This is a genomic window from Novosphingobium arvoryzae (assembly GCF_014652615.1).
GTDB classification, from domain to species: domain Bacteria; phylum Pseudomonadota; class Alphaproteobacteria; order Sphingomonadales; family Sphingomonadaceae; genus Novosphingobium; species Novosphingobium arvoryzae.
Genome location: NZ_BMZD01000001.1, coordinates 21,962 through 46,564 on the forward strand (window position 1 = coordinate 21,962; position 24,603 = coordinate 46,564).

Consider the following 24,603-nt stretch of genomic DNA (forward strand, 5'->3'; position numbering starts at 1 on the left):
TGCCGGCCTTCACCGCTGCGTCCCGCGACGCAGTCAGCTCGGCGAGCTGCTGCGCAAGCTCGGCCTTCTGCTCTTCGGCCGCCATTAGCGCCGCATCGCGCTCGGCGATGGTTGCGGTTTTCGCCTTGAGCAGCGCCTGAGCCTCGGCAAGCGCTGCATCGCGCTGTGCCACCTGCGCCGTCGCGGCTTCGAGCGCCGTCCCGGCGTCCTTGCCGGCCTTCACCGCTGCGTCCCGCGACGCAGTCAGCTCGGCGAGCTGCTGCGCAAGCTCGGCCTTCTGCTCTTCGGCCGCCATTAGCGCCGCATCGCGCTCGGCGATGGTTGCGGTTTTCGCCTTGAGCAGCGCCTGAGCCTCGGCAAGCGCTGCATCGCGCTGTGCCACCTGCGCCGTCGCGGCTTCGAGCGCCGTCCCGGTGTCCTTGCCGGCCTTCACCGCTGCGTCCCGCGACGCAGTCAGCTCGGCGAGCGCTGTCTCTGCCGCTTTTCGGGCGGCGGAAATCTCAGCCAATTGCTGCGCATGTTGTGCCGCCTGCTCGTCGGCAGCTCTGCGCGCCGCTTCGACCTCGCTCATGGCGTTTGCCTCACGCTTGGCGACGGCCTTGTCCCGAGCTGTTTGGGCTGCGACAGCCTGGGCCAGCGCCTTTTCAAGTTCCTTGGCGCGGTCCTCCGCCAGCTTGAGCGCCTCTTCACGTGCGCTCAGGGTCTTGTCGCGCGCGGCCTGCGCGGCTTCGGTTTCCGCAAGCGCCTCTTCTAGCGCCGCGATCCGTGCCTCAGTGGCCCTCAGCGTGCGACCGGCATCATCGGCGCGCAGGAGCAGCACCGGCCAGTCGGGATCGCTCAGATCGCGGTCGACCACCTCATAGCCGGCATCCACCAGCCATGCCTCAACGACGGGGCGGCTTGTCGCCCCTACGAAAAAAGGCTCTTCCGCGATACGGATCCGAATTGTCTTGGTTTTTTCCAGCAGACCGTGAGCCTGCCATGTCGCAAGGAAGTCCTGCTCCGCGCCCGAAAACTCCACCACCAGATCAATCTGCGCCCCATCAATGCCCGCTGCCGCAAGCAGTTCCGGCGGCGTGAACAAGGGCATCTGTTCGCGTGCCGTGATCCTGAGACCAGGCAGCAGTTCCAGCAACAGCGGAGTCGCCTCGCGGAGGCTGACGAGACCGTCCATGTTCCAGCGCCGCAACTCGGCTTCGCCCCCGCACTCCGCGACGAAACCGCGAACCACCTGCACACGCTCATCGCCGGCAAGATCCGCCTCAAGCAGCGCGGCCTCTTCCTCGAGCGGCTCGACCAGCACGATACGGGAAACAGCGCTGTGGAGGTATTCGGCAAGTCGCGCGCGGCTATCGGTGCCAATATGCACCAGAACGCTGGTCGCGGGGTTCATTTCACTGGCGGCTACCATACCTGCCTCATGTCATTAAGGTTTTGCCATGCGCAGGCGGCGGATTGTTCGATGCTATACATCTGTTTTTGCAGATCGCCCTTAGCTTGATCCTGCAGTGAGATCATGTGCTTTCCCGTGCGCGCCCCGTTCCACCATTACCGCAGGGCTGGGTGAGGCGTATGGCGGCGATGATCACAGCCTCCTGACATAAGCCAGACCAACCTCAGCCTGCTTAATCTGATCAGTCCACAGCCGCAGCTCGAACTCTGGGCGATCGGCTTCAGAGGTGTGCGGAGGGATCGTGACGACTTCGCGCATGATGAAATGCTGCGACTTGAGCTTGGAACCTTCGAATCGGCGCATTGCCAGAACGTCGTCCACATTGTGCACAACTTCGATCACGGCCACCGGTTCTCCCAAACCGCGGGGCGTCATCGAGAACGCGACGCAAACCTCGTATTTGCCGGGGGCGAGGGTGAGATAGGGTCCGTAAATCCCGTGGCTCTGCGCGCTGGTGGCAGACAGCTTGATCACACCGTCGGACCGCTCGACGCCGGTGCCGAGTGTAACCCGTTCGATCAGATCCATGAACCGTCCGGACTGATCGAATCCCTGCATCGCAAGATCGGCCTCGGCCTCGGCGCGCGCGGCATAGGCGATGAGGTTACCTTGCAGCGCGGCGTTCTCGTCAGTGAGGGCAGTGAGCTTGTCACTCTGCCGGTCCAGCTTGACGGTCAACTCCTCTACCGAAGCACAATAAGCGCGCGCGGATGCATCCAGATCATCAAGATCTTTGATGTTCAGCAAAATCTGTTCTCGCAGCAGATCACGCTCTTCCCGCACGGCATCGCGCTCCTCTTGGAGAGCGGCGATCTCGACGTTCAACGCCCGGGCTTCCTCGGCGAACTCACCTTCTCTCTCTTCGCTGCGAAGGCGCAGCGCATCTAGTTCGGAGCGGCTTGCCCGGAGTTCCTGCTCATGCCGTTGAGTCAGCGCAACCATTTCTTGGGTCGCCAGCTCCGCTGCGCCGCGCAATCTATTGCCTTCTTCGTGAAGGGCGGCCAACTCCCGCATCGCCAGTTCAGCCTGCCGGCGCAGCAGATCACGCTCTTCCCGCACGGCATCGCGCTCCTCTTGGAGAGCGGCGATCTCGACGTTCAACGCCCGGGCTTCCTCGGCGAACTCACCTTCTCTCTCTTCGCTGCGAAGGCGCAGCGCATCTAGTTCGGAGCGGCTTGCCCGGAGTTCCTGCTCATGCCGTTGAGTCAGCGCAACCATTTCTTGGGTCGCCAGCTCCGCTGCGCCGCGCAATCTATTGCCTTCTTCGTGAAGGGCGGAAAGCGCAGCAAAGGCCTGCACCGCCCCGACCTTCGCCACATCGGCGGCCCTTAACGGTATGATACTGGAAGCCGAAAGCTCCGCGAGCAGGCCTTTCAGCCGGGGATGGTGCGTGATCGCGACACGAGTCAACCAGGTCATGGCCGCAGCATGTGCGGCGCTGACCCCGCCCTCCTCGCGGGCATCGCCCGATGTTGGCTCGCGTGTCACTTGTAGCGCCATGCCTGAGAGGTCGAACCGCTGGAGGATAGCCTCGCGCTCGGCATCTGCGGAGGGGTCGGCGAAGCTGTTGTCGTTAATCAGCACAAGCTTGCGACGAAAGCGGCGGAACAGACCGACAACCTGCTCTGCCTCAGCGCACCAATTCTCGAGCGAAAGGGCCGGATCGGCACCTTCCAGTAAAGCCGCAACGATGCCGCGTTCCGGTCCGCTCCATACGATCCCGAGCGGACCAGCAGCCTTGTCGCCAGACGCATCCAGCGCGGACCGCACAGCATCACCGCCGAACCGCGCCAACGCAAACCCGGCTGCGCCCAGTTGCTGCTCGAGCACGGCTGTCACATCCGCTGTCAGGAACAGTCCCGGTGCGTCCCTGCGCTGTTCCGCACGTGCCGGAGCTTTGCGCTTCTTCGCGTGTGGCTTTGCCAAATGATTGGAAACGGAAGTGCCGGACATGGCGGAGCCTTACTTCAAACGCATCGCAGGGATTATCGACCGACGTTTAACGGCAGACCGCCCACGCATCAAGCGCGGCGGTATACCTTCTTGCAGATATTTATTTATATTTAACATTGCATTGCGCGACGCTTATCCCTTGCTGGGCAAAGTCTGGTGCCATGGCCGCTGCATCAAGCTGTTGGTGGACGGCTTCCAGGCAGGCTTCGGCGATCCGGATACGCTCGGCCCGTAGCGCGCCGCTATCGGCAAACAGACGGGCCAGAGTGCCTGCGGTTTCACGCCACGCCTCAGCAAAGGCGGCATCGGGACGAAAGTCGACAATACGCTGAGCTGCGGCGGCAGCGTCCAGCCCAGCGATGTTGATCATTGCCTGTTCGGGTACTAGCTCCACCGCCCGGTGCCGCGGCCCAGCGCAATAGACCGGGATCGCGCCCACCACAAAGGCATCGAAAAGTTTTTCGGAAATGTAGCGGTTCTGGTGCGTGTTCTCGATCGCTGAGCAGATGCGGGTGCGGCAGCTCAGCGTCGCCAGCTTGTCGAGGTGCCAACTGGCCAATTCCTGTCGAAGCTTCGGCTCCCCCCAGCCTTTCCCGACGCACAGGCTACCGGGCAATAGATCGCGCACGGCTTCGGCTATCTGGGTGCGATGCGCACTCATGCCCCAGAACTCGCGGTCGGGCGCGGAAGGCTCGGCTCCGTTGGCGGTACGATGTTCGGCGAAAAACGCGGCCGGCACCGCCGCCGTTTCCCATTGCTCCAGCAACGCCGAGGTCGACAGCCGGGCCATAGCCTCCAGGCGCATCGCATAGGTCGCAGCGAAACTGTCAGTCGACAATGCGAAATAGGGGTAGCGATCGAAGTCGAAGATGGCCGAATTCTCGTGGTTGAGGAAACGGTAGTCGATACCGTTTTCCAGCTGGCGTTCGGTCTCCATGAACCCGGCGCTCCAGTAGATATCCCAAAGCGGCTCTTCCGACAGGACCAGCAGTTTGAGCGCCGGTTGGACAGCGCGCAACTCGGCGAGCTCCGCGGCTGCATCGCGGAAATCGAGATTGAAGCCGGTCAGCAGTAGATCGGCATCCTCGGGCCGATCCACAAAGGCGATCTGACCGCCGATCTCGCGCAGGAAGGGTTCGTAACTGAGCGGCGTGCGATTAGCATGGCGACCGAAATAGTGCAGTTTGGGCACCGCGCGACAGAGCACCGCCGGCGCCCGGCGCCGCGGCGCGATCGCCGTACCGCGCGTGGCAGCGACAGCTTCAAACTGGCAACGCGCCGGATGGTTTGGCTCGACCAGATCGAGCGCCTCGGCGGCCTGCTGCGCGAGCGGATGCTCCGGGGTCATCAGCATCGCTGCCTCGGGGTGATCGACGAGCATGAGGCCCGCAAGGCGCGACAGCACGCGGGCGGCATCCCCGGTCGATTGCGGTGCGACCTGCGCAGGCTCGGCACGCACTTCACCGGGGGTAAGCGCCTGCGCAAGGGTGTGGATGTCATGCACGAAACCGCCCGGCCCGTAGAGCATCCACAATTGCCGCAGCGCGTGCCGTCGGGCGGCCAGTGCAGCGGGATCTGCGGCCAGCGCAGCCAATTCGTCGGGCAGGGCGGCGACGGCTTCGGTGGTTTCGGGTCGGAACAGGCAGGCGGCATCCCACAGCGCGCGGTTGCCCGGTGGTGCCCAGTCTTCGGCCAGGATGACCGGGATCGCGCCCGCGCCAATCGATTCCCATAGCCGGATCGAGTTCGGCCCCGTACCGGCCGGGCACAGCGAAAACGTCGACTCCTCCAGCACTTTTCGGAACTGCACAGCCTGATCCTCCTCGATCAGAGCTTCGGGCCGGGCATCGGTGAACTGGTGGACCTGATGATGATAGACGATCTTTTCGTAAAACCAGTTGGCCCGCCCGGCGACAAACCCGCGCGAGTCCTTGTCCAGCAGGTCGAGTATGAAATTGCGTGTCTGGCGCGGGTAATGCTTGTCGGCCCGGGCGCCGACGAAGGAAAACAGTAACCGCCGCTGCGCGCCGTCGGCGGCGAGGGCAGCGCCGGCCAGTGCCTCGACAACCTGCACCGGATAGAGTGGGAAGGGATGAAGCGCAGGCCGGACGGCACCGCAGGCCGCATCCTGCACATCTCGCGGGGTCGCATGCGTCCAGAACACATGATGGATCCCGGCTTCGGCAAACAGCGCAAGATAGTCGCGCATGTAGATCTGCTGGCAAACGGTGATCCGGATCGTGTCGGCGGGTAGCAATTCGCAGAACTTGCGGAACTGTCGCAGATAGGCACGCGCATCCTTGGCCTTTGATTGCAGCTTGTCGATCAGCGTTGCCCAGGGGTAGCCGACATAGATCACGCCTTCGGGCAGCATCAGGGTATCGCGGACGCGGTGATAGGCGTGCTGTTCGGTGATGGCGGGAAACTGCCAGCCGTGATCATAGGCCACCACGCCGCCCGTTTGCCGAACGATCGTGGACAGTTCGGGTAGGCCGGTCTCCTTCGGGGTCAGGTCGCCCACCGCGAGCACCCGGTCGGCAAACTGGCTGGCCGGGGCTAGGAGTTCCCGGTCGAACACCTTGCGCCACCGTTCTGCCAGGGGCGCGGACATAGCCTCCTCTTGGATGGTGAGCTGGCCGTCGGCATAGCGGCTCTTGAACCGCCGCCGCACCACCTGACCGGCCTCGCCGAGCGACTGCAACGCTGCCGCCCGCTCCTCGCGCGGGACCACGTCATCCATTTCCGCGAGGTATCGTTCCCGCTGGCTAGCCGAAAGCTGGCCCTGCATGACGGTGAAGCAGCCCAGCGGAATCGCCCACTGCACGAAGCTCGCCTGCTGGGCGAAGAGGCGCCAGAGGTTCCAGTCCCCGGCGAGCCGCATGGACCTGATGGATTCTTCGGGTTTCGCCGAGTCCCACAGCCAGCGGCGAAAGAAGGTGCCTTCCTGCTGGAAGAAATCCCAATGCGTCCCGTCGCACAGACCGGCGCGAATTACATCGCGGGGCAGCACCCGGTCATAGGCGGTGATCGGGTGATTGTCCCGCGACACACACGCAGCCCCGCCCAGCCAGGAGACCTGATCGGACCGGAACTGCCGGTTGACATTGGCCACGAAGGCAAGCGCACCGGGCATCAGGATGTCATCGGCATTGATCCACGTCATCCAGTCATGCTCGCCCGCGGCGGTATGACGGAACCCCTGGATGATCGCTTCATACATGCCGCCATCGCGCTCGTCCGACCAGGTGAAGTCGATTTCCTCGCAGCGCACCGGGAAACGCCCGCCGGCCAGCTCCGCCGCCCACCATTCCAACCGCTCGCGGGTGCCGTCGGTCGAGCCGGCATCTTTGACATGATAGCGAATGCAGAAATCGCCCTCCTGCGTCGCCACGCTGAGGATCGTCCGGTCGATGGTGGACCGCATGTTCATGCAAGGGGTGACGATGTGGATTGTCGAGGTCATGTGCGCCCAGTCAATCCGCTAGCGAAAATGAACGGATGTATTCGCTTCGCAAAAGAAGGTCTGAAGATGCTCCGCCATAGACATGCGCCATTTTGCAATGCAAAATTCGGACGTCTTCGAACTTGCCTTGCTTAATGAGTTCATTCAGGATTTTACATTGTGCATTCCAAATTGCATTGCTCAATATCTTTTTACGAAATCCCGGATATGCCTTAAGGGAGGTATTAAAAGCAGTCTGATCACACAGACGTTTCCATTCCGAGACCGTATCATTCGCAGCAATAGAGGACTGCTTTCTGAAAGTATCGCGCCATGTCGACGCAAATCCAGATTTCACAGTCGCCTCGTTGAATGCGTAGACACCGGAATTGAAATAATCTTCGTTGCTTAGGCTCTGCAAAGTGGTCGCCCGAGGCCGACCATCGCTCTCAATTTTTTGCGAGAGTTTAGTAATCGGCTCGCAAGTAACGACAATGTCCGGCTGATCCTCGGAATTATCGAAACCGATACAATGGTATATTTCCGCAATCGAATTTCGTACGAAAGTGTCAGTATCGAGAAAAAGAGTATACCTGAAGGGGGTATGCAACATGACGTTTGTCTTGAGGCAGCGGCTTGCCTCCATCTTGTTGTCGAGATTGTACCCCTCCTCGATCACTCGGTCCCTCAGGTCGAGAAAATCGACATGCTCAATGCCTTCAAGGACCTCCCTCGCTGTCTCGACCTCTCCTGCGATGATGACCAGGACAGGTAACTCAGGGTGGTGGACACGCAGGGAGCATATCGAGGTTCGGGCCTCTTCGAAAAAATGCCTTCCCGTTACGGCGTAAATGACTCCGCAACCGCTAGCTTTATCGAGGCTCGATGGCTTACTCACGGATCAAATCACCCCCCCCGCAGAAGATGAGTGCAATTGAAATTGCTGGCGAAATTTGACAATGCAAAGCCAAGTGTAAGCACCTGCGTCCTTCAGAAACTGCGCCGCAACATGCGGGTCGCGCGGGTCGGCGAAAAGGGGCGCGCGGGTGTGAAACTTGTCCTGAGTCCAGATGTCGCCCCAGCGTGTTTGCTCGGGGATACAGATCGGCGGCATTTCCTCGTAGAATTCGAAGAACCTCTTGGCGCACCGCCAGTTGTAGTCTGAACGCTCGTAAGAGTTGAAGCTGTCAGGGATCGGAAATGAACCGCCTTCGGATGCAGTCTTCAGTGTGTAACAATCGCCCTTCCCGGTAGGATAGTTGTCTTCGAACACCGCATAGCCAACGCCGAACCACAAGCATTCCTGAATCCGGCGAATGGCATTTTGGTGATCGTCGCAGAACAGCAGACACTCGGACATGTCGTCGATGTGTCTCGACCAGTCTACGCAAGCGAAATCGCGTTCGAGATAATGGCTCTGCGGGTCCTTCCAGCTGATAGAGGCTGGCTTGGGGTCCAAGCAGAAGATCTCCGCTTCCGGGAGCGCCGATCGGATCAGCCACGTTCCAGCCCCCTTGTAGACGCCGCTTTCGATCACAAACTTCGGCTTGATCTTCCGAAGCAGGGTATAGAGACCGAACAGGTGGGTCGGACCCATCCCGCCCTGATTTTGCTGGATTGGTCGCCTTTCGTAGAGTTCGAGAAAGCCAGCCATTTCACTTCTCATGGCATTTTCGTCGAAGATAACGGCCATTATTCGCTCCAAGCAATTACCAGCATTTTGTGTGTTTTATTTTGCAAATTCTTTGTTCTGACCCTACTTCGAAAAAGATTAGCAAACGAAACTTATGTCAATTTTCCCCGCGGCTGATTTGCCTATCGGCAAAATCCACGAACAACAGCCAATCCTCGCCCATTTGCTCCGTCTCGCACATCTCGCGAGTGAGGGGATGCAACTTGCTGTGGAAATCGAGATGCTTCAACCGGTCGGTGCCGAGAGTGGCAACCAGTCGATCATAGCTGTAACCGCGGCGGAAGTTTACTTCGCAGATCACCTTGGGGCGGAACTTCTGCAGCACCGGGCGCAGGTGATCGAGCACCGCCAGTTCCGCCCCCTCGACATCGATCTTTATAAGGTCGACGCGTTCGAATTCGTCGGGGTTGATGCTGCCGAGCGCGACATCGAAGACGCTGCCATGTCCGGCCAGCCCTTCGGGCGTCTCGTGCGGCGCGAGGAAGCGGCCGTTCTTGGGTTCGCCTTCGGGCACGAAGAAGGGACGGGTGCCGCTCTCCCCCGCCCCCGCCAGCGCAACATTGCGGGCGCTGGTCTGCGCACCGAAACCGTTGAGCGCGATGCTGGCGGCAAGGCGGCGGAAGACCGCCGGATTGGGTTCGATTGCGACAACCTTGCCGCTCGGACCCACCAGATCTGCGGCCAGCACCGTGTAGTAGCCAAGGTTCGCGCCGACATCGATCACGGTGTCGCCCGGACGGATCACCGCGGCGAAATAGCGGGTAAGCCAGAACTCCCAATACCCGTCGAAGATCATGTGCGGGGAAAAGCCGATGTCGTCCCCGAGGACGAACATCCTGAGATTGCCGAGGATCTTGCACAACAAGGTACCGTTGCCGAGATACTCGCTACGCGTGTTCGCAGCAAAGTGCGCCTCAGCAGCGGGGCGGTTCTGCTCGAGCAGGACTGATCTGATATTGCTCATGCGGTGGTTGTGTCTCGCACAGGAATGATCCATTCGGCCAAGCCTCCGGCCGAGCGGAGGGCAGCCAGCGGTTCCTCTCCGCGGGAGAGTGCCGCGTCGAACGCGTCCTGCTCCGCCCCGACGAGCCTGGCGAGATCGTCGCGCCAGTCGGACCGCACCGCCCAGCCGCCGGGGACTAGGGCCACCTGCTGGGGCAAAGCCGCCCCAGCAGGCGCTTCGCTCATCATACGGGCGAGCACCGTTTCGAGACTGCCCCCTTCGCGAAGCAAGACAAGCGCCTCTTCGTCCGCGATGCCATCGGTTCCGCGGGCAAGCGCGGCCAGCAGCGCGAGATCGACATAGCCGGGCGGTTGTCGCCGAGTATCGCCACCGTCCGGCACCGCGATCGGGCTGTTCAGCGTGCTGCTGCCCGGCGGCGCGACTGCGGTGATGAAGGGGGCGAGCACCCGTACCGGCTCACCATAGGCGCAGGCGGTGCGATAGGCGATCTCGGCCCGCGCCAGACACCCCTGTTCGCGCGTCACATGGCCAAGCTGCACCCAGTAAGAACGCTCATAGGGGTGAAGCGCAAGCGCCTCGCCATAACCGGCCTCTGCCAGAGTCCAGTCGTGTCGATCGCGCGCGGCATCGGCCTGACGAACTAGCGTCATGAAATGCTCGTCGGCATGGGCCACGCGGCGTAGCGAATCGATCGCCGCCAGACGCCGCGAGAATGGCTGCGCCACCGCCCTGACCACCACGGACGAGCGCATCTGGGCGAGGAAATGATCCTGCGCCGTGTCATGATCGGCAAACGTGGTGAGGCGGCCCTGATCGAGCACAGCAAAGCGGTTGCAGTGATCGCGCAGGTAGCCTGGATCATGCGAGATGATCATCATCGCCCGGTCGCTACGCCGATCGAACAATTCGTAATTGCAGCGCTCGTGAAAGCGGGAATCGCCGACGGCGGCCACTTCGTCGATCAGGAAACAGTCAAACTCGATGATCATCGAGATTGCGAAGGCCAACCGCGCCAGCATCCCCGACGAATAGCTGCTCACCGGTTCGCGCAGATATTGGCCGAGCTCTGCGAATTGTTCAACGAAGGCGAGGTTGTGCTCCGGGTCCTGGTTGTAGAGCCGGCTGATAAAGCGCACATTGTCGATCCCAGTCAGGTTGCCCTGAAATGCGCCCCCAAACGCCAGCGGCCAAGACACGGACATTTCGCGGGTGATCTTGCCGAAAGTCGGCGCTTCTGCCCCTCCCACCAGCCGGATCAAAGTTGATTTACCCGCGCCGTTGCGGCCCAGCACGCCGAGCCGCTCACCCTTTGTGAGTTTCAAGTTTATTCCATCGAGCACACGCTTCGGACCAGTGCGCGTGCGATAATGCTTGGTGACGTTGCTGACTGTGATCATCGCGGGGACAGTCGTTTCTCGGTCCAGCGGACCAGAATTAAAGCTGCGACCGACAACACCAGCGAACAGATGATGGCATAGCCGGGATCATATATTGGCTCGATCTGGGAGCCGAAATAACCGTCCCGGATCATCTCAACCCCGTGCACCATCGGGATGTAGAGGACGATCTCGCGGACCGCGGACGACAGCGCGGATACCAGATAGGCTGCGCCCGACAGGGGAAAGAGTAGGTAAGAGGCGGGGTGCCAGAGCTTGTCGACCAGCTCGTACTCTTGGCTCAAGGCTCCAATTGTGATCGCCAGCGCCGCCCCGAACCACGCTGTCAGCATCCACCCGCCGGCTACGGTGAGAAAATCTTCTGGCGGCTTGATTAATTCGCTCGCAATGAACACCAGCGACAGGGTAAAGAACGACATGGTCGCGCCGGCGAATTCGATTATGATCCGCGCCACATAGATATCCAGGGCTCGGACATTCCTGTGATACATCAGAGCCATATTGCTCTCGATAGCGCCGATGCAGCGACCGGGCATGTTGCGCCATAGCAGGACGGTGGAATAGCCCGTCAGCGCAAAGGCTGCGATCGGCAGGTTGCTGCCGTGTAGCGACCTGGTCGCGGTCCACAGCGCGGTCACCCCGAGGGTGAACAGCATCGGTTCCACAAATAACCACAGGAAGCCTATGTTATGGCGCCCGTAGCGGGTCAGCAGTTCGCGCAAGAGTAGCGCGCCCAACACCCGGCGTTGCACCCCGAGGTTGGCGATTAGAGAGGTTTGGGCAGCGATCGCCATGGTCAATCCCGGTGCTCGCGAACGCCGACCAGCAGCATTGAGGCCACGCCCCAGGCCAGCAGTCCGAGGACGAAGGTACCGAGGATGCTGCGCAGACGGCGGGGATAGGCGGCATCATCCGGCAGGCTCGGCTCAGATATCCGCTCAACATATGCCTGCTTACGCCGGGCTTCAGCTTGTGCCTCCTTATAGGCCGAGAGTGCAGTCGAGAGCTGCCTTTCGGAGTATTCAGACGCCAAGCGCAGTTCCTGAAAGCGAACGGAAGCCGAAGATAGGGAGCCGCGCCCGCCCGCCAATTGCGCGGTCTGCGCCGCGATCTCGCGTTCAAGATTGCTGATCTGTGTGCGCAAATAGGGGATCTGGGAGGCCTGGGGGGTATAGGTCTGCATCTGCAGCAGCTGGGTCTGGGAGGCGATCAGCTGGTCCTGCAGCTTGCCAATCATCTGCAGTCCGGCGCTGGCCTGCAATTCAGGATCGATCACGCCCTCGCGGTTCCGGAAGGCAGCTAGTGCCAACGCCGCATTTTGCGCATCCTGCCGCGCACGGGCCAGCTCGGTCTCCGCAAAGGCGATCGAGTCGCGCCGCGCCCGATCGGAAAGTTCGTTGACGAGCACTTCGGATTGTTCGAGCAGCCGCCGATTGATTGTTTGCGCGCTCTGCGGATCGAAGGACTTGACGGTCAGCACTGTTACCATTGTACTGCTCGAATCATTGGCTGTGACCTTGCCGAGAAAGTATTCGAACAGATCCTCGCCCGTGTCCTTGCCCAAGTAGCCGAAGCGGTCGAACCAGAAGATCGACCCGTTGCCCCAGGCGCGCGTTACGTAGCCGTCCTGGTTGATCGTCTCAAGGGCCTGACGCGAGCCAAGAAATTTGATCACCGCCTCGCTTTCCTCGCTCGCGCCGACGATGTTTCCGCCGCTCAACACCATGCCGAGCGGCGAGAGGTTGGGTTTCGACGGGCTGCGCACGATGTAGCGGCTTTCCGAGACATAGACCTCGCTGGCGAGGAACCCGAAATAGAGGCTGGCCAGCAGGGTCGGGACGATGACTAACCCCGCAAACAGCGGGCTTAACCCCCGAAACCATTGCAGCAGGCTGCGACGCACGACATCTGTCGGTTCGCCGGTAGCCTCGCCATGCGCGCGACCAGGTTCGGCCAACAGCTGATCAGGTATGGGCTTCATCTGCCGAAAGCCAATCTTCCAGCCCCGGGCAAAGTTGCAGCGAAATCGCTATCTGGAAGATGCTCCGATTTCGCTGCGATGACACCCTCAAGGTTCAGCAACAGGAGGCAAACCGAGGGGGGCCAGAGGTTTCCGCGGATGTGGGCTTGCAACTTAGCCAGGCACTCATGGGCCACAATCAGTTCATGCTGTAAGCTGCCGATTATCTGGAAGCTGCCCCCTAAAAAAAACAAAATGCTAAACCTAGACATTGAAGGACAATTTTAATTTTGGGTAGCGAATTGCAACTTACATTCCATGTTTGGATACATGGTGTATTTGATAATGATAACCCTCGTTCAATCTTTGTGTCAACGGCGAAGTGAAGGTCGGCTGACGTGACCCCCTGATTTTCCTCCAGTCTCGATTAGAGTCCGGCCCTGACAGAAGGACGGACGAGATGAAGAGAACGAGGTTTACAGAGGAGCAGATCATCGGTGTGCTGAAGGAGGCCGAGGCCGGCGCGAAGACCGCCGACCTGGCCCGACGGCACGGGGTGTCGGAAGCGACGATCTACAACTGGAAGTCGAAGTATGGCGGGCTGGAGGTATCCGAGGCCCGGCGGCTGCGGGAACTCGAGAGCGAGAACGCGAAGCTCAAGCGGCTGCTGGCCGACACGATGCTGGACAACGTGGCGCTGAAGGATCTTCTTTGAAAAAAGTGGTGACGCCCGCCGCTAAGCGGGAAGCTCTCGCTCATCTCCAGGCGTGCCACGGGATGAGCGAACGACGGGCGTGCCGTGTTATCGATGCCGATCGCAAGAGCGTGCGCTACCGTTCCACACGCGACGATGATGCCGATCTGCGCGAGAAGCTGCGTGGGCTGGCCAACCAGCGTCGCCGGTTCGGCTATCGCCGTTTGCATATCCTGCTGCGCCGGGAGGGCGTGATGATCAACCGGAAGAAGACCCAGAGGCTTTACAAGGAGGAAGGTCTGGCGGTGAGGGGGCGACGCAGCCGCAAGCGTGCTGTCGGGACCAGAGCACCAGCTCCGGTGCTGGCCCTGCCGAACCAGCGCTGGAGCCTGGACTTCGTTCATGACCAGATGGCCTCTGGCAGGCGGTTCCGGGTCCTCAACGTGGTCGATGACGTGATCAGGGAGTGCCTGGCTGCTGTGCCGGATACCTCGATCTCCGGGCATCGCGTCGTTCGCGAGCTGACCCGGCTCATTGCCCAGCGGGGCAAGCCCGGAATGGTCGTCAGCGACAATGGCTCCGAACTCACCAGCAATGCCGTGCTCGCATGGTGTGGTCGGATCGGCGTGGAGTGGCATTACATCGCTCCGGGCAAGCCGATGCAGAACGGCTACGTCGAGAGCTTTAACGGCCGCATGCGCGACGAACTGCTGAACGAGACCCTGTTCATGAACCTTGCCCATGCACGGGTCGAGATCGCTGCCTGGGTCGAGGACTACAACCGGGAGAGGCCGCACTCGTCCCTTGGCTGCACAACCCCGGCGGCGTTCGCCGCCGAACTCGACAAGCAATGACCTACTTCGCTACGCCCTACGGGCTCCGCTACGCAGGCCATTGCTTCAAACGCGCTGATGCGCAAAACAAACGCCCGGCTCTAATCCAAGCTGGGGGAAGCTGGGGGTCATGTCAGCATCTCCAAAAACCCATAGCCAATGGCGGTCTGATTTGATTCAGTGCGGCTGACTGGAGGTGAGGATGCGTCAGACGGGATTTGACGTGCTCCCCTGATTGTTACCATTCAGAGGTAGAGTTTCCTCGATGGCGTTCTCGGTCGTCAGCGTGGGGAACGCCGTGAACTAGCCAATCGCAATTGGTTCATTCTGGATTTATCTTATATTTTTAAAGCGGTTGGTGGCGGGTAATGAACGCATTGTCGCAAATGCGCCAGATTGCACAGGGCCGCCGCTCCACAAGCGTGCGACCAGGTGTTAGGTGGCTCCGCTCTGCTGAGAAACAGTTGAAAGGGTCGCACCGTGGATCAGGTTACTTCCATTGCCGGGCTGGATACCAGCCAGATACTCGAACGCGGGCGGGACGTCGTCCGGATCGAGGCGGACGCGCTGGGCTTGCTCCACGCGGCACTGGATAACAGCTTTGTCCAGGCCTGCCGGACCATCAAGGGAGCCGCCCGCCAGCTGGTGATTACTGGCATGGGCAAATCCGGCCACATCGGCCGCAAGGTCGCTGCCACCTTCGCCGCCACCGGAACCCCGGCGATCTTCGTCCATCCCGGTGAGGCTGCGCACGGCGATCTGGGGATGCTGGCGCGGGGCGACGTGCTGCTGGTGCTGTCCAATTCCGGCAACACGAGCGAGCTGCGCGCGATCCTGAACTATGCCCGCAAGGGCGGCATTCCGATCATCGGCATGGCATCACGGCGCAATTCGCTGGTCGGTGAACTGGCCGACGTTACCTTGCTCCTGCCCAAAGTGCGCGAAGCCTGCGCCGTCAACGTCGCTCCGACGACGTCAACCACGCTGCAACTGGCGCTGGGCGATGCGCTGGCCATGGCGGTGATGGACATGCGCGGCATCACGAAAAGCTGGCTGCGCATGGTGCACCCGGCCGGGTCGATCGGGCTGGCGCTGGCCCCCGTAGCGGAAATCATGCACGGCGAAGACCGGATGCCGCTGGTCAGCCACATGGCCGGAATGCCCGAGGTCATTTCGGTCATGACGCGCGGATGCTTCGGACTGGCCGGGGTGGTGGACGATACCGGCGCGCTGATCGGGATCATCACCGATGGCGATCTGCGCCGCCGCTTCGGAATGCTGACCACCGCGTTCGCCCGCGATGTGATGACCCGCGCACCCAAAGTACTGCCCGCTGAAATACCGGCTGGCGAAGCGCTGCTGTTCCTCAACGACAGCCAGATTACCGCCGCCTTCGTGGTCGAAGACGCATCGATTCCCGCCCCCTATCCGCTCGGCATCATCCACATCCATGACCTGCTGCGCGTCGGCCTGAACTGACCGCCCCCATGCCTGCTGATTTTGCGATCCTGATCCCGGCGCGCTTCGCCTCTGTCCGCTATCCCGGCAAGCCGCTGGCGACCCTGCGTGGGGCGGATGGCACCGCGCGAAGCTTGATCCAGCGCAGCTGGGAAGCCGCGCAGGCCATCGCCGGGCCGGACCGCGTGTGGGTGGCAACCGACGATGCCCGCATTGCCGAGGCAGTTGCAGCGTTCGGCGGGCAAGTCGTGATGACGCCAACCTCCTGCCGCAACGGCACCGAACGTTGCGCCGCCGCGCTTGACACGCTGGGTCACGTCGCGCCGATCGTCGTAAACCTGCAAGGCGATGCGCCGCTGACCCCCGGCTTTGTTGTGGCTGATCTGGTAACCGCACTCGCTGCTGATGCCGGCGCCGCAATGGCAACCCCGGCAGTGCGCTGTTCGCCCACGCTCTATCGCCACCTGATCAGCGATCAGGCGGCGGGACGGGTTGGCGGAACGACAGTCGTGTTCGGGCGCGATGCCCGCGCGCTCTATTTTTCGAAGCGAGTGATCCCGCACTTGCCCGAAAGCCGCGCCGACGCGCATCAGCACGTTCACCTGCACTTGGGCGTCTATGCGTATCGCCCGGCGGCACTGGCGGCCTATGTCGCCGCTCCGCCTGCCCCGCTGGAAGAACTGGAAGGGCTGGAGCAGCTTCGCTTTCTCGACATGGGCCAGCCGATCCGCATGGTCCCGTTTGATCCGCTGCCGTGGGACTGCATCGAGCTGAACAACCCGCAGGACGTCCCCGCGATCGAGGCCGTGCTGCGCCAGAGGGGGTTGAACTGATGGTCGCCCCTGCCGCGATCAACCTGGCCAATGGCATCACCTTTGCCAACGACCGCCCGTTCGTGCTGATCGGCGGCATGAACGTGATCGAGGGACGCGACATCCTGCTGGATACGGCCGCGCACTTTGTTGACGTCACGGCGCGGCTGGGCATCCCATTCGTGTTCAAAGCCAGTTTCGACAAGGCCAACCGCTCGTCGATCCACTCGTTTCGCGGCCCCGGCCTGGACGAAGGGCTGGCGCTGCTGGCCGAAGTGAAGGCCCGCCACAACGTCGCGATCCTCACCGACGTCCACGAACCGCATCAGGCCGCGCCCGCCGCCGCAGTGGCCGACATTATCCAGCTGCCCGCGTTTCTGGCCCGCCAGACCGATCTTGTCCGCGCGATGGCGGCGACCGGGGCGGTGATCAACGTCAAGAAACCTCAGTTTCTCGCTCCCGAGGAAATGCGCCACATCATCGCCAAGTGCGCCGAAGCCGGGAACGAGCGCGTGCTGCTGTGCGAGCGCGGGTCCAGTTTCGGCTACAACAATCTGGTGGTCGACATGCTGGGGATCGACCTGATGAAACCGCTGGCGCCGGTGATCTTCGACGTCACCCACGCGCTGCAACGCCCCGGCGGGCGCCCTGACAGCGCCGACGGACGCGGTCCGCAAGCCGCCGCGCTGGCCCGCGCGGGCATCGCGGTCGGCATCGCCGGGCTATTCCTGGAAGCGCACCCCGAACCCGCGCAGGCCCGCTGCGACGGCCCCAGCGCCTTGCCGCTTGAGCAACTGGAACCATTTCTGCGGCAACTGACCGCCATCGATGCAGTGGTAAAGGGCGCTACCCAGCCGTGAACACGCTGCCGCCTTTCCTGCGCGTTCCGCCGTTTCCGGGGCGCCAGGTCCATACTCTGGCGCACCCCGGCACCGGTCAGCCCGATCCAGCCGAGATCGCGGCGGCGCTGGTCCGGGCGCAGGTCGGCGGCACGTTTTGGGGCACGCAGCCGGTGCTGCCGGACGGCGACGTCATCGTACTGGCCGCCGACACGCCGCAGCAACTGGCCGAGATGCAGGCCGCGCTGGCGGGCCGGACGGCAATCACCCTTCCGGCCGGGTCCGATCCCTGGTGGATCGCCGGGCAAGCCCGTGCAGTGTGGGCCGGAGCCGATCAGGAGCTGGCGCTGATCGCCGCCCTTTCCGGTACGCCCCTGCGCCTGTTCGGCGCTGGCCGCTTTGACGGATGTAATGCCGATGCCGCCGCCGTCGCCGCGCGCGTGGTCGGTGACTGGGCCTATCGCGATCCGTTCAGCGGCGCGGACTGGACCGGGGCTGACGCCATTGCCCTGCTGGCTGACTGGCGCCGCCTGATCGACGCCAACCGGACGATTGCCGCCGTATTCGGCGTCGCTTGGTGGAAGCGCGAGACGCTCGACGCGGTGTTGTGGGACGGGACCGGCCCGGTCCGCCACGCCGCCCGCGTGCCTGCCGCCCTTGGCCCGGCCAGCCGGGTAATCGCGTGGAAAACCCGCACCAACCCGGCAGTGCTGGCCGAGTTGGGCGCGCGCGGTTGCGGCGTAGGTGAATTGGAAGACGGCATGATCCGGTCAACTGGCCTTGGCGCGAACTGCGTGCCGCCGCTGTCCGCGATTGTCGATTTTTCGGGCGTCTATTTTGATCCCGCTGGACCGAGCGATCTGGAAATGCTGCTGGAAACCGCTGAAATCGGACCAGACCTCTGCGCCCGGGCCGCGGCGCTGCGGGAAGAACTGGTGCGCGGTGCGATCAGCAAATACGGACAGGGCGGCGCGGCCATTGCCCGGACCGAGGACAATCGCCGCCGGGTGCTGGTAACCGGGCAGGTGGAAGACGACCGCTCGATCCTAAGCGGCGGCGGCGGGATGACCAATCTGGCCCTGCTGACCCGCGCACGCGAACTGGAACCGGACGCATGGATCGTGTTCAAACCCCACCCTGACGTCATGGCCGGGCACCGCAAGGGCCACGTGCCACTGGATCAGGCCTTGGGGCTGGCCGACGAGGTGTTGCCCGATGCCCCGATCATTCCACTGATCGATTCGGTCGATGCGCTTCACGTCATCACTTCGCTCGCCGGGTTCGAGGCGCTGCTGCGCGGCAAGCCGGTGACCACGCACGGGATGCCGTTCTATGCCGGTTGGGGCCTGACTCGCGATCTGGCGCTGATCCCGCCGCGCCGGACCCGCCGCCGCACACTGGATGAATTGGTGGCCGGGGCGCTTCTGCTCTATCCGCGCTACCTCGATCCCATCACCCGCCTGCCCTGCCCGGCCGAAGTGGTGGTGCGACGCATGGCCAGGGGGCAAGCGGAGTTCACCTCGCCGCTGATCGCGCTGCGGCAGTGGCAAGGCCGCGCGCGGCTGGCGTGGCGACGGCTGGCAGGGGCAGCATGATGACGATGACGCCCGCGCCCATCCGCCAATTCCTGTTTCTGCAAGGCCCGCCGGGACCGTTCTTCCACGAACTCGCGGCAGCCTTGCGCGCGCGCGGGGCAGGAACGCACCGGATCAACCTGTCGGGCGGGGATCGCTATGACTGGCCGGATGACGCCACCGCCTATCGCGGAACGGCGGGGGCATGGCCGCTCTATTTCGACCGGTTCGTGCGCGCACACCGGATCACTGATGTGGTCGTGTTCGGCGATTGCCGCCCGATGCACCAGGCCGCGCTGCGGATGGCGCAATTGCGCGGGCTGCACATCCACGTGTTCGAGGAAGGCTATATCCGGCCTGACTGGATGACGCTGGAACGCGACGGAGTGAACGGCCATTCGCCGCTGGAACGCGATCCCGATTTCATTCTGGCCGCCGCCCGGTGGCTGCCGCCCATCCCGCGCCTGCCCGGCATTACCGCCGATTTCAAACGCCGGGCGCGCGACAGTTACTGGCACTATCACCACGTCGTAACCGGGCGGCTGCGCTTTCCATTCTATCGCAGCCACCGCCAAGGCTCGCTGGTGCTCGATGCAATCGGCTGGCTGCTCAAGTTCATGCGGGCGCGGCGGCGACAGCGGCAGGCCGAGGAAACGCTGGCCGCTATCGCGGGCCGCAATTTCTTCCTGTTCCCGCTGCAACTCACCGGGGACTATCAGATCCGCGCGCATTCCCCGTTCGGGTCGATGCTGGTCGCCGCGGAATACGTGCTGGAAAGCTTTGCCCATTTCGCCCCCGCCGACACGGTGCTGGTCGTCAAGGAACACCCGCTCGACAGTGGGTACCGCAACTGGCGCCGCACGCTGGACCGGGCCGCAAAGCGACTGGGTGTGTCAGGCCGGGTCCATCACATCGACGGTGGGGATTTGCAGCAACTGGCGCAAAGCGCGGTCGGCATGGTCTGCGTCAACAGCACCTCAGGCACGCTGGCGCTGGAAGCCGGCCTGCCCGTGGTGGTGCTGGGCGATGCAGTTTACGACGTGCGCGGGGTGACGCATCAGTCCGGGCTGGACCAGTTCTGGACCACCCCGGAAGCCCCGAACCCGACACTTTACGACGCGTTCAAGCGGATGCTGCATGCCCGCTGTCTGGTGCGCGGCGGGCTGGCCAGCAAATCGGCACTGGCGATTCTGGTCCATAACAGCACTGAACGCTTGCTGGCCGAAGTCGGCCCAAGTCCGTGGCACAGCCGCGATGACGTCGCGGCGGCGGAGCCGGTCTTTTTCCGGCAGGAATCCTGATCCTGATGGCTGAACGGCCACTGCTGCTGGACGTCAGCCGCCTGATCTGGCGGGTCTGGACGGGCCGCCTGCCCACCGGGATCGACCGGGTGTGCCTGGCCTATCTCGACCGGTTCGGGGCCCGCTCGCTCGCCGTGGTCCAGCGGCAGGAATTCCGGATGGTCCTGCCCGCCGACCTCAGCGACGCGCTGTTTGCGCTGCTCTGCCGGGGCAGGCCCGGCTTTCGGCGCGGACTGGTTCGGCTGCTGGGACAGGCCGTGCTGCGCCGCAAGCGGCTACCGCTGGCGGGCAAGCTCTACCTCAACATCGGTCACACCGGGCTGGACGCACCCGGACTGCCCGGCTGGCTGGCCCGGCGGCGCCTGCGCCCCGTGTTCCTGATCCATGACCTGATCCCGATCACCCACCCCGAATTCTGCCGTCAGGGCGAATCCGCGCGGCACATGGCGCGGATGCGCCACGCGCTGGCCAGCGCCCACGGTGTGATTGCCAATTCGCGTGCTACGCTGGATGCGCTGGCCGCGTTTGCCGCCAGCGAGGGGCAATCGATGCCGAACAGCGTCGTGGCGTGGCTCGGCGCGGATGAACAGGTGGCCCCGGCCCGGATCAATCCACCCGCCCGACCCTTTTTCGTCACTATCGGCACGATTGAAGCGCGCAAGAACCACCTGCTGCTGCTGCACATCTGGGAACGGCTGGCCGCGCGGCTGGGCGATCAAACCCCCGAACTGGTGCTGGTCGGCCAGCGCGGCTGGGAGGCGGACGACGTCTTTGCCCTGCTCGACCGGTCACCGCGCCTGCGCGGCCACGTCCGCGAACTGGGCCGCTGCAACGATGCAACCATGCTGGCGATGATCGACAATGCCCGCGCGGTCCTGCTGCCCAGTTTTGTCGAAGGGTTCGGCATTCCGCTGATCGAAGCCTTGCAACGCGGCACCCCGGTGATTGCCAGCGACCAGCCGGTATTCCGCGAAATCGCGGGCGACCTACCACTCTACCTCGATCCGCTGGACGGGCAGGGCTGGGAAACCGCAATCCGCGATTTTATGGGCGACAGCCCCGAACGGCAGCGGCAGCTGGCGACCATCCCGCAATTCCGCCCGCACAGCTGGGATGACCACTTCGACCGGGTCGAAGTGTGGCTGACCGAGCTTTAGCTCAAAGCTCCGGCGGGACGTCCGCGCCGGATTCGGCCGCTTCCTGGGCCTTGCGGCGTTTCAGCACTTCTTCTTCCAGCACTTCGACGCGGGCCTGGGTTTCGGCGGCATCCTTGTCGATGGTCGACAGGCGCTTTTCGCGCTCGGCGGCAATCAGCTCGCTGAAGCGCACTTCGGGCGCGGTCTTCTTTTCGGCATAGGCCGCGTCGATCAGCTTGCCGGAACAACCGGTCCAGCCACCCGCACCCACCGGCGAGCAGCTCATCGTGCCGCTCCGACCAACCGTTTCATAGGCCAGCACTTTCTGGGTCCAGGCCTCGTTCGAAGGCGCGGACGACTGGCGCAGGATTTCAGGAATGCGGAACCGTTCCGCCTCTTCCTTGCGGGCGCAGACCGTGATCGTATCATCGGGCGAGGTCGGGCAGGGATCATCGCCATAGATGATCAGCTGATTGACCTTGGGCTCTGGCGCGGATTGCGCGGCGGCCGGTGCCGATATAGCCAATCCGGCGCTGAGTGCGGCGGCGGCAAGGATCATCGAACGCATCGGCATACTCCTGAAATATCCGGCACCATTGGCACCATTCGCGCTGAATGCCAGCTTAAGCCGACCCGCGCCTTGCGACCAATCAAAACCCTGCGCGCAAATGTGGGCGCTCAAATCCGTTCGGCCAGCTTGATCGCCACCCGGCAACCCAGCCGGATCGCGCCCGACAGCAGCGGATAGGCCACCGCCTGTTCCGCCCCGTGCGCCAGCGCGGTTTCGCGGTGGTCGCGCTCATCGGCGCGGAACTGTTCGATCATGCCGGCCAGTTCCGGATCGGACGTGCCCAGTTCTTCCAGCTGCTCGGTATAGTGCCGGTCGATCTCTTCCTCGACCGCAGCCGTGCAGGCCATCGCCGCTTTCGGCCCGATCAGCGCCGTCGCCGCACCCAGCGCAAACCCGGCGACATGCCAGAATGGTTGCAGGACCGTCGGGCGCACCCCGCGCTCGGCCAGCAGGGCATCGAACTTCGCGCGATGCTCCGCCTCTTGCGCGGCCATGTGGACGATCTCGCCCGACAGCGGGCTGCGGTCGCCCATTACCGCCAGTTGTCCGGCGTAGATCCGGGTCGCGCCATATTCGCCGGCCTGATCGACCCGCAGCATCCGGGCGGATTGTGATGGCGTCATGCCGGGTCTCCCGAACGGCGCAGCAGCGCAAAGATTCCCAGCGCAGCCGACGTGGAAATGAGGAAGTTGTAGCCCGCAAGGCTGATCCCGAACAGTGACCAGGGCGCGACGTCACACCGCACGATCGGGGCGTTCATGATCGCATCGAGTGCGCTGCCGCCACCAGCCGCCAGATCGGTGCTGCACGCGGTCAGCCCTTCCCACCAGCCATATTCGACCCCCGCATGAAAGCCGCCGATCAGCCCGCTAACCAGCACGGCCAGCGCCGCCAGCCAGACCAGTGCCCGCGCCGGACGGACAAACGCCAGTCCGGCCAACGCCAGCGCCGCGAAATGCGGATAACGCTGCCACCAGCACATTTCGCAGGGATAGAGTCCAAAGCCGTACTGGCTGAGATAAGCACCACCCAGCAACCCGGCAGGCACGGCCAGAGCCAGCAGGCGGGCGCGATGTTCATCAGCAGTCATGGTCACTTGCCCTTGATCGCCAGCGCCGTGCCGCTGGTCCGGCGCAACGTTTCCAGCGCATAGTGCAGCTGGAAGTCGCTGATGCCCTTGGCCTTGAGCTCTTCCGCCGTCAGCTTGAAGCGCGGATCGTCCTGCTTGTCAGCCTCCAGCTGCTTGTCATCGATGCCCACTTCGTTGACGAGATGGCGGCGCAGGTCGCTTTCGCGCAGCACCATCTGCGAGCGGCGACGCGCATCGGGGTCGGACAGCTGCGGCACGCGAATGTCGGGCTCGATCCCGCCTTCCTGTACCGAGCGGCCCGATGGCGTGTAATAGCGCGCCGTGGTCAGCTTCACCGCCTGGGTGCGCTGGTTGTTGAGGTAGAACACCGATTGCACGCTGCCCTTGCCGAACGAGCGCTCACCCATCACCAGTGCGCGGCGATGGTCCTGCAGCGCTCCGGCCACGATTTCCGAGGCAGAGGCAGAGCCTTCGTCGATCAGCACCACGATCGGCAACCCGCGGGCCGAATCGCCCTTGAACGTGGCCGCTACAGCGGGCGGAAGCTCCGGATAATTTTCCATGTCATCGGCGCGGAAATACATGTCCTCGCCCTTGTTGCGCCCACGCTGCGAGACGATGTCGCCGCTGGACAGGAACAGGTCGGACAGCGCCACCGCCTCTTCCAGCGAACCGCCGGGATTCGATCGCAGATCCAGCACCAGCCCGTTCAGCCGTCCACCGCTTTCGCGGCGCATCGCGGCGATGCCGGTGCGAACGTAGTTGCCAACGTCGCGGGAGAATTCGTTGATGCTGATGACGCCAATGTTGCCTTCCAGCTTCCAGGTCACCGGCTCCAGCAGGATTTCCTTGCGCGTCACGGTCACATCGAACGGTTCATCGCGGCCCGGGCGGAATACCGTCAGGCGGATCTGGGTGCCCGCCTCGCCGCGCATCTGGGCCACCGCCTCATCCAGCGGGACGCCGTAGATCAGCTTGCCATCCAGGTGGGTGATATAGTCCCCCGGCTTCACCCCGGCTTCGGCTGCCGGGCTGCCCCGCAGCGGCGCGATGACCTTGACCGTTTCCTGTTCCTGGACGACGCTGAGCCCCAGCCCGGCATACTTGCCATCGATCAGCGTGTTGACCCGCTGCACCGAACTGCCGTCGAGATAGCCGGAATGCGGGTCCAGCGCGGCCAGCATGCCATCCAGCGCACCGTCGATCAGCTTCGCATCATCGACCTGCTCGACATACTGCGCCTTGACCAGCTGGTAGACGGTGAACAGCCTGCCGAACTGCGGCGCGGACCGGCCATCGACCGCGGCAAGGCCTGCCGTCGTTGCCGGCAGCAGGGCCACGGCGCTTACCAGCAGGGCCGCGCGGGTCAGGGATGCAAGTTTCATTGGCCAGAATTGCCTTTCACACGAATTGCGCGCGAATCTATCGCGCCT

The 24,603-nt window shown here is 63.2% G+C and carries 20 protein-coding genes and 1 pseudogene; 8 read left to right on the forward strand and 13 right to left on the reverse strand.

Features of this window, described 5'->3' with window-relative positions; genetic code table 11:
• The 9 genes and pseudogenes from IE113_RS00105 to IE113_RS00145 form a co-directional block, all read right to left on the reverse strand.
• Nucleotides 1-1,393 (reverse strand): annotated as a pseudogene (locus tag IE113_RS00105) (hypothetical protein); the annotation flags it as partial.
• Between the two features lie 192 nt (nucleotides 1,394-1,585).
• Nucleotides 1,586-3,406: a coiled-coil domain-containing protein gene (locus IE113_RS00110; RefSeq protein WP_189538402.1), complete on the reverse strand. Its 1,821-nt coding sequence runs from the start codon at nucleotides 3,404-3,406 to the stop codon at nucleotides 1,586-1,588.
• 100 nt (nucleotides 3,407-3,506) lie between these two features.
• Entirely contained in the window at nucleotides 3,507-6,869 is a 3,363-nt protein-coding gene (locus tag IE113_RS00115; RefSeq protein WP_189538403.1) for an exostosin domain-containing protein, read from the reverse strand.
• A gap of 10 nt (nucleotides 6,870-6,879) precedes the next feature.
• On the reverse strand, nucleotides 6,880-7,746 hold the full coding sequence (locus IE113_RS00120) for a glycosyltransferase family protein (protein ID WP_189538404.1): 867 nt from the start codon (nucleotides 7,744-7,746) through the stop codon (nucleotides 6,880-6,882).
• Nucleotides 7,747-7,749: 3 nt separating this feature from the next.
• Nucleotides 7,750-8,541, reverse strand: a complete 792-nt coding sequence (locus IE113_RS00125) for a hypothetical protein (protein WP_189538405.1) — start codon at nucleotides 8,539-8,541, stop codon at nucleotides 7,750-7,752.
• A 97-nt stretch (nucleotides 8,542-8,638) separates the two neighbouring features.
• Entirely contained in the window at nucleotides 8,639-9,505 is an 867-nt protein-coding gene (locus IE113_RS00130) for an FkbM family methyltransferase (protein ID WP_189538406.1), read from the reverse strand.
• Entirely contained in the window at nucleotides 9,502-10,902 is a 1,401-nt protein-coding gene (locus IE113_RS16370) for an ABC transporter ATP-binding protein (RefSeq protein ID WP_189538407.1), read from the reverse strand. The genes IE113_RS00130 and IE113_RS16370 overlap by 4 nt, the downstream gene beginning before the upstream one ends.
• The gene (locus IE113_RS00140) at nucleotides 10,899-11,696 is read right to left on the reverse strand and encodes an ABC transporter permease (protein WP_189538408.1); all 798 of its coding nucleotides are present in this window, start codon (nucleotides 11,694-11,696) and stop codon (nucleotides 10,899-10,901) included. Before IE113_RS00140 ends, IE113_RS16370 begins: the two co-directional genes overlap by 4 nt.
• A 2-nt stretch (nucleotides 11,697-11,698) precedes the next feature.
• Nucleotides 11,699-12,859, reverse strand: coding sequence for a KpsE/RkpR family capsule polysaccharide export protein (locus tag IE113_RS00145; RefSeq protein WP_229822012.1), 1,161 nt, complete (start codon nucleotides 12,857-12,859; stop codon nucleotides 11,699-11,701).
• A 463-nt stretch (nucleotides 12,860-13,322) separates the two neighbouring features.
• Here IE113_RS00145 and IE113_RS16215 point away from each other — a divergent pair, with 463 nt between their 5' ends.
• From IE113_RS16215 to IE113_RS00180, 8 genes are all read left to right on the forward strand, one after another.
• Nucleotides 13,323-13,577, forward strand: a complete 255-nt coding sequence (locus IE113_RS16215; RefSeq protein ID WP_229822014.1) for a transposase — start codon at nucleotides 13,323-13,325, stop codon at nucleotides 13,575-13,577.
• Nucleotides 13,574-14,410: an IS3 family transposase gene (locus IE113_RS00150; RefSeq protein WP_229822015.1), complete on the forward strand. Its 837-nt coding sequence runs from the start codon at nucleotides 13,574-13,576 to the stop codon at nucleotides 14,408-14,410. Before IE113_RS16215 ends, IE113_RS00150 begins: the two co-directional genes overlap by 4 nt.
• A 459-nt stretch (nucleotides 14,411-14,869) precedes the next feature.
• The gene (locus IE113_RS00155; protein ID WP_189538409.1) at nucleotides 14,870-15,868 is read left to right on the forward strand and encodes a KpsF/GutQ family sugar-phosphate isomerase; all 999 of its coding nucleotides are present in this window, start codon (nucleotides 14,870-14,872) and stop codon (nucleotides 15,866-15,868) included.
• An 8-nt stretch (nucleotides 15,869-15,876) separates the two neighbouring features.
• Entirely contained in the window at nucleotides 15,877-16,680 is an 804-nt protein-coding gene (gene kdsB / locus IE113_RS00160; protein WP_189538410.1) for a 3-deoxy-manno-octulosonate cytidylyltransferase, read from the forward strand.
• Nucleotides 16,680-17,519 carry a 3-deoxy-8-phosphooctulonate synthase gene (gene kdsA / locus IE113_RS00165; protein ID WP_189538411.1) on the forward strand — a complete coding sequence of 280 codons (840 nt, stop codon included), beginning with the start codon at nucleotides 16,680-16,682 and terminating at the stop codon, nucleotides 17,517-17,519. Before kdsB ends, kdsA begins: the two co-directional genes overlap by 1 nt.
• Nucleotides 17,516-19,093 (forward strand): capsular polysaccharide export protein, LipB/KpsS family, encoded by a 1,578-nt coding sequence (locus IE113_RS00170; protein ID WP_229822016.1) that lies wholly within the window; start codon nucleotides 17,516-17,518, stop codon nucleotides 19,091-19,093. Before kdsA ends, IE113_RS00170 begins: the two co-directional genes overlap by 4 nt.
• A 5-nt stretch (nucleotides 19,094-19,098) precedes the next feature.
• Complete coding sequence (locus tag IE113_RS00175; RefSeq protein WP_308430021.1) at nucleotides 19,099-20,373, forward strand: capsule polysaccharide biogenesis protein; 1,275 nt, start codon at nucleotides 19,099-19,101, stop codon at nucleotides 20,371-20,373.
• A 5-nt stretch (nucleotides 20,374-20,378) separates the two neighbouring features.
• A complete protein-coding gene (locus IE113_RS00180) occupies nucleotides 20,379-21,530 on the forward strand; it encodes a glycosyltransferase family 4 protein (protein ID WP_189538413.1) in 1,152 nt (383 codons plus the stop codon).
• A gap of 1 nt (nucleotide 21,531) precedes the next feature.
• On the opposite strand, the gene IE113_RS00185 is transcribed toward IE113_RS00180, so the two are convergent.
• The 4 genes from IE113_RS00185 to IE113_RS00200 form a co-directional block, all read right to left on the reverse strand.
• Nucleotides 21,532-22,077: a hypothetical protein gene (locus tag IE113_RS00185; protein ID WP_189538414.1), complete on the reverse strand. Its 546-nt coding sequence runs from the start codon at nucleotides 22,075-22,077 to the stop codon at nucleotides 21,532-21,534.
• A 110-nt stretch (nucleotides 22,078-22,187) separates the two neighbouring features.
• A complete protein-coding gene (locus IE113_RS00190) occupies nucleotides 22,188-22,703 on the reverse strand; it encodes a demethoxyubiquinone hydroxylase family protein (RefSeq protein ID WP_189538415.1) in 516 nt (171 codons plus the stop codon).
• Nucleotides 22,700-23,170 carry a disulfide bond formation protein B gene (locus IE113_RS00195; protein WP_189538416.1) on the reverse strand — a complete coding sequence of 157 codons (471 nt, stop codon included), beginning with the start codon at nucleotides 23,168-23,170 and terminating at the stop codon, nucleotides 22,700-22,702. Before IE113_RS00195 ends, IE113_RS00190 begins: the two co-directional genes overlap by 4 nt.
• Nucleotides 23,171-23,172: 2 nt before the next feature.
• Entirely contained in the window at nucleotides 23,173-24,555 is a 1,383-nt protein-coding gene (locus IE113_RS00200) for a S41 family peptidase (RefSeq protein WP_189538417.1), read from the reverse strand.
• Between the last annotated feature and the right edge of the window lie 48 nt (nucleotides 24,556-24,603).

Coding starts and splice junctions, on each gene's coding strand:
- IE113_RS00110 (WP_189538402.1), bottom strand. CDS start 3,406: ATGTCCGGCACTTCCGTTTCCAATCATTTGGCAAAGCCACACGCGAAG.
- IE113_RS00115 (WP_189538403.1), bottom strand. CDS start 6,869: ATGACCTCGACAATCCACATCGTCACCCCTTGCATGAACATGCGGTCC.
- IE113_RS00125 (WP_189538405.1), bottom strand. CDS start 8,541: ATGGCCGTTATCTTCGACGAAAATGCCATGAGAAGTGAAATGGCTGGC.
- IE113_RS00130 (WP_189538406.1), bottom strand. CDS start 9,505: ATGAGCAATATCAGATCAGTCCTGCTCGAGCAGAACCGCCCCGCTGCT.
- IE113_RS16370 (WP_189538407.1), bottom strand. CDS start 10,902: ATGATCACAGTCAGCAACGTCACCAAGCATTATCGCACGCGCACTGGT.
- IE113_RS00140 (WP_189538408.1), bottom strand. CDS start 11,696: ATGGCGATCGCTGCCCAAACCTCTCTAATCGCCAACCTCGGGGTGCAA.
- IE113_RS16215 (WP_229822014.1), top strand. CDS start 13,323: ATGAAGAGAACGAGGTTTACAGAGGAGCAGATCATCGGTGTGCTGAAG.
- kdsB (WP_189538410.1), top strand. CDS start 15,877: ATGCCTGCTGATTTTGCGATCCTGATCCCGGCGCGCTTCGCCTCTGTC.
- kdsA (WP_189538411.1), top strand. CDS start 16,680: ATGGTCGCCCCTGCCGCGATCAACCTGGCCAATGGCATCACCTTTGCC.
- IE113_RS00175 (WP_308430021.1), top strand. CDS start 19,099: ATGACGCCCGCGCCCATCCGCCAATTCCTGTTTCTGCAAGGCCCGCCG.
- IE113_RS00180 (WP_189538413.1), top strand. CDS start 20,379: ATGGCTGAACGGCCACTGCTGCTGGACGTCAGCCGCCTGATCTGGCGG.
- IE113_RS00185 (WP_189538414.1), bottom strand. CDS start 22,077: ATGCGTTCGATGATCCTTGCCGCCGCCGCACTCAGCGCCGGATTGGCT.
- IE113_RS00190 (WP_189538415.1), bottom strand. CDS start 22,703: ATGACGCCATCACAATCCGCCCGGATGCTGCGGGTCGATCAGGCCGGC.
- IE113_RS00195 (WP_189538416.1), bottom strand. CDS start 23,170: ATGACTGCTGATGAACATCGCGCCCGCCTGCTGGCTCTGGCCGTGCCT.
- IE113_RS00200 (WP_189538417.1), bottom strand. CDS start 24,555: ATGAAACTTGCATCCCTGACCCGCGCGGCCCTGCTGGTAAGCGCCGTG.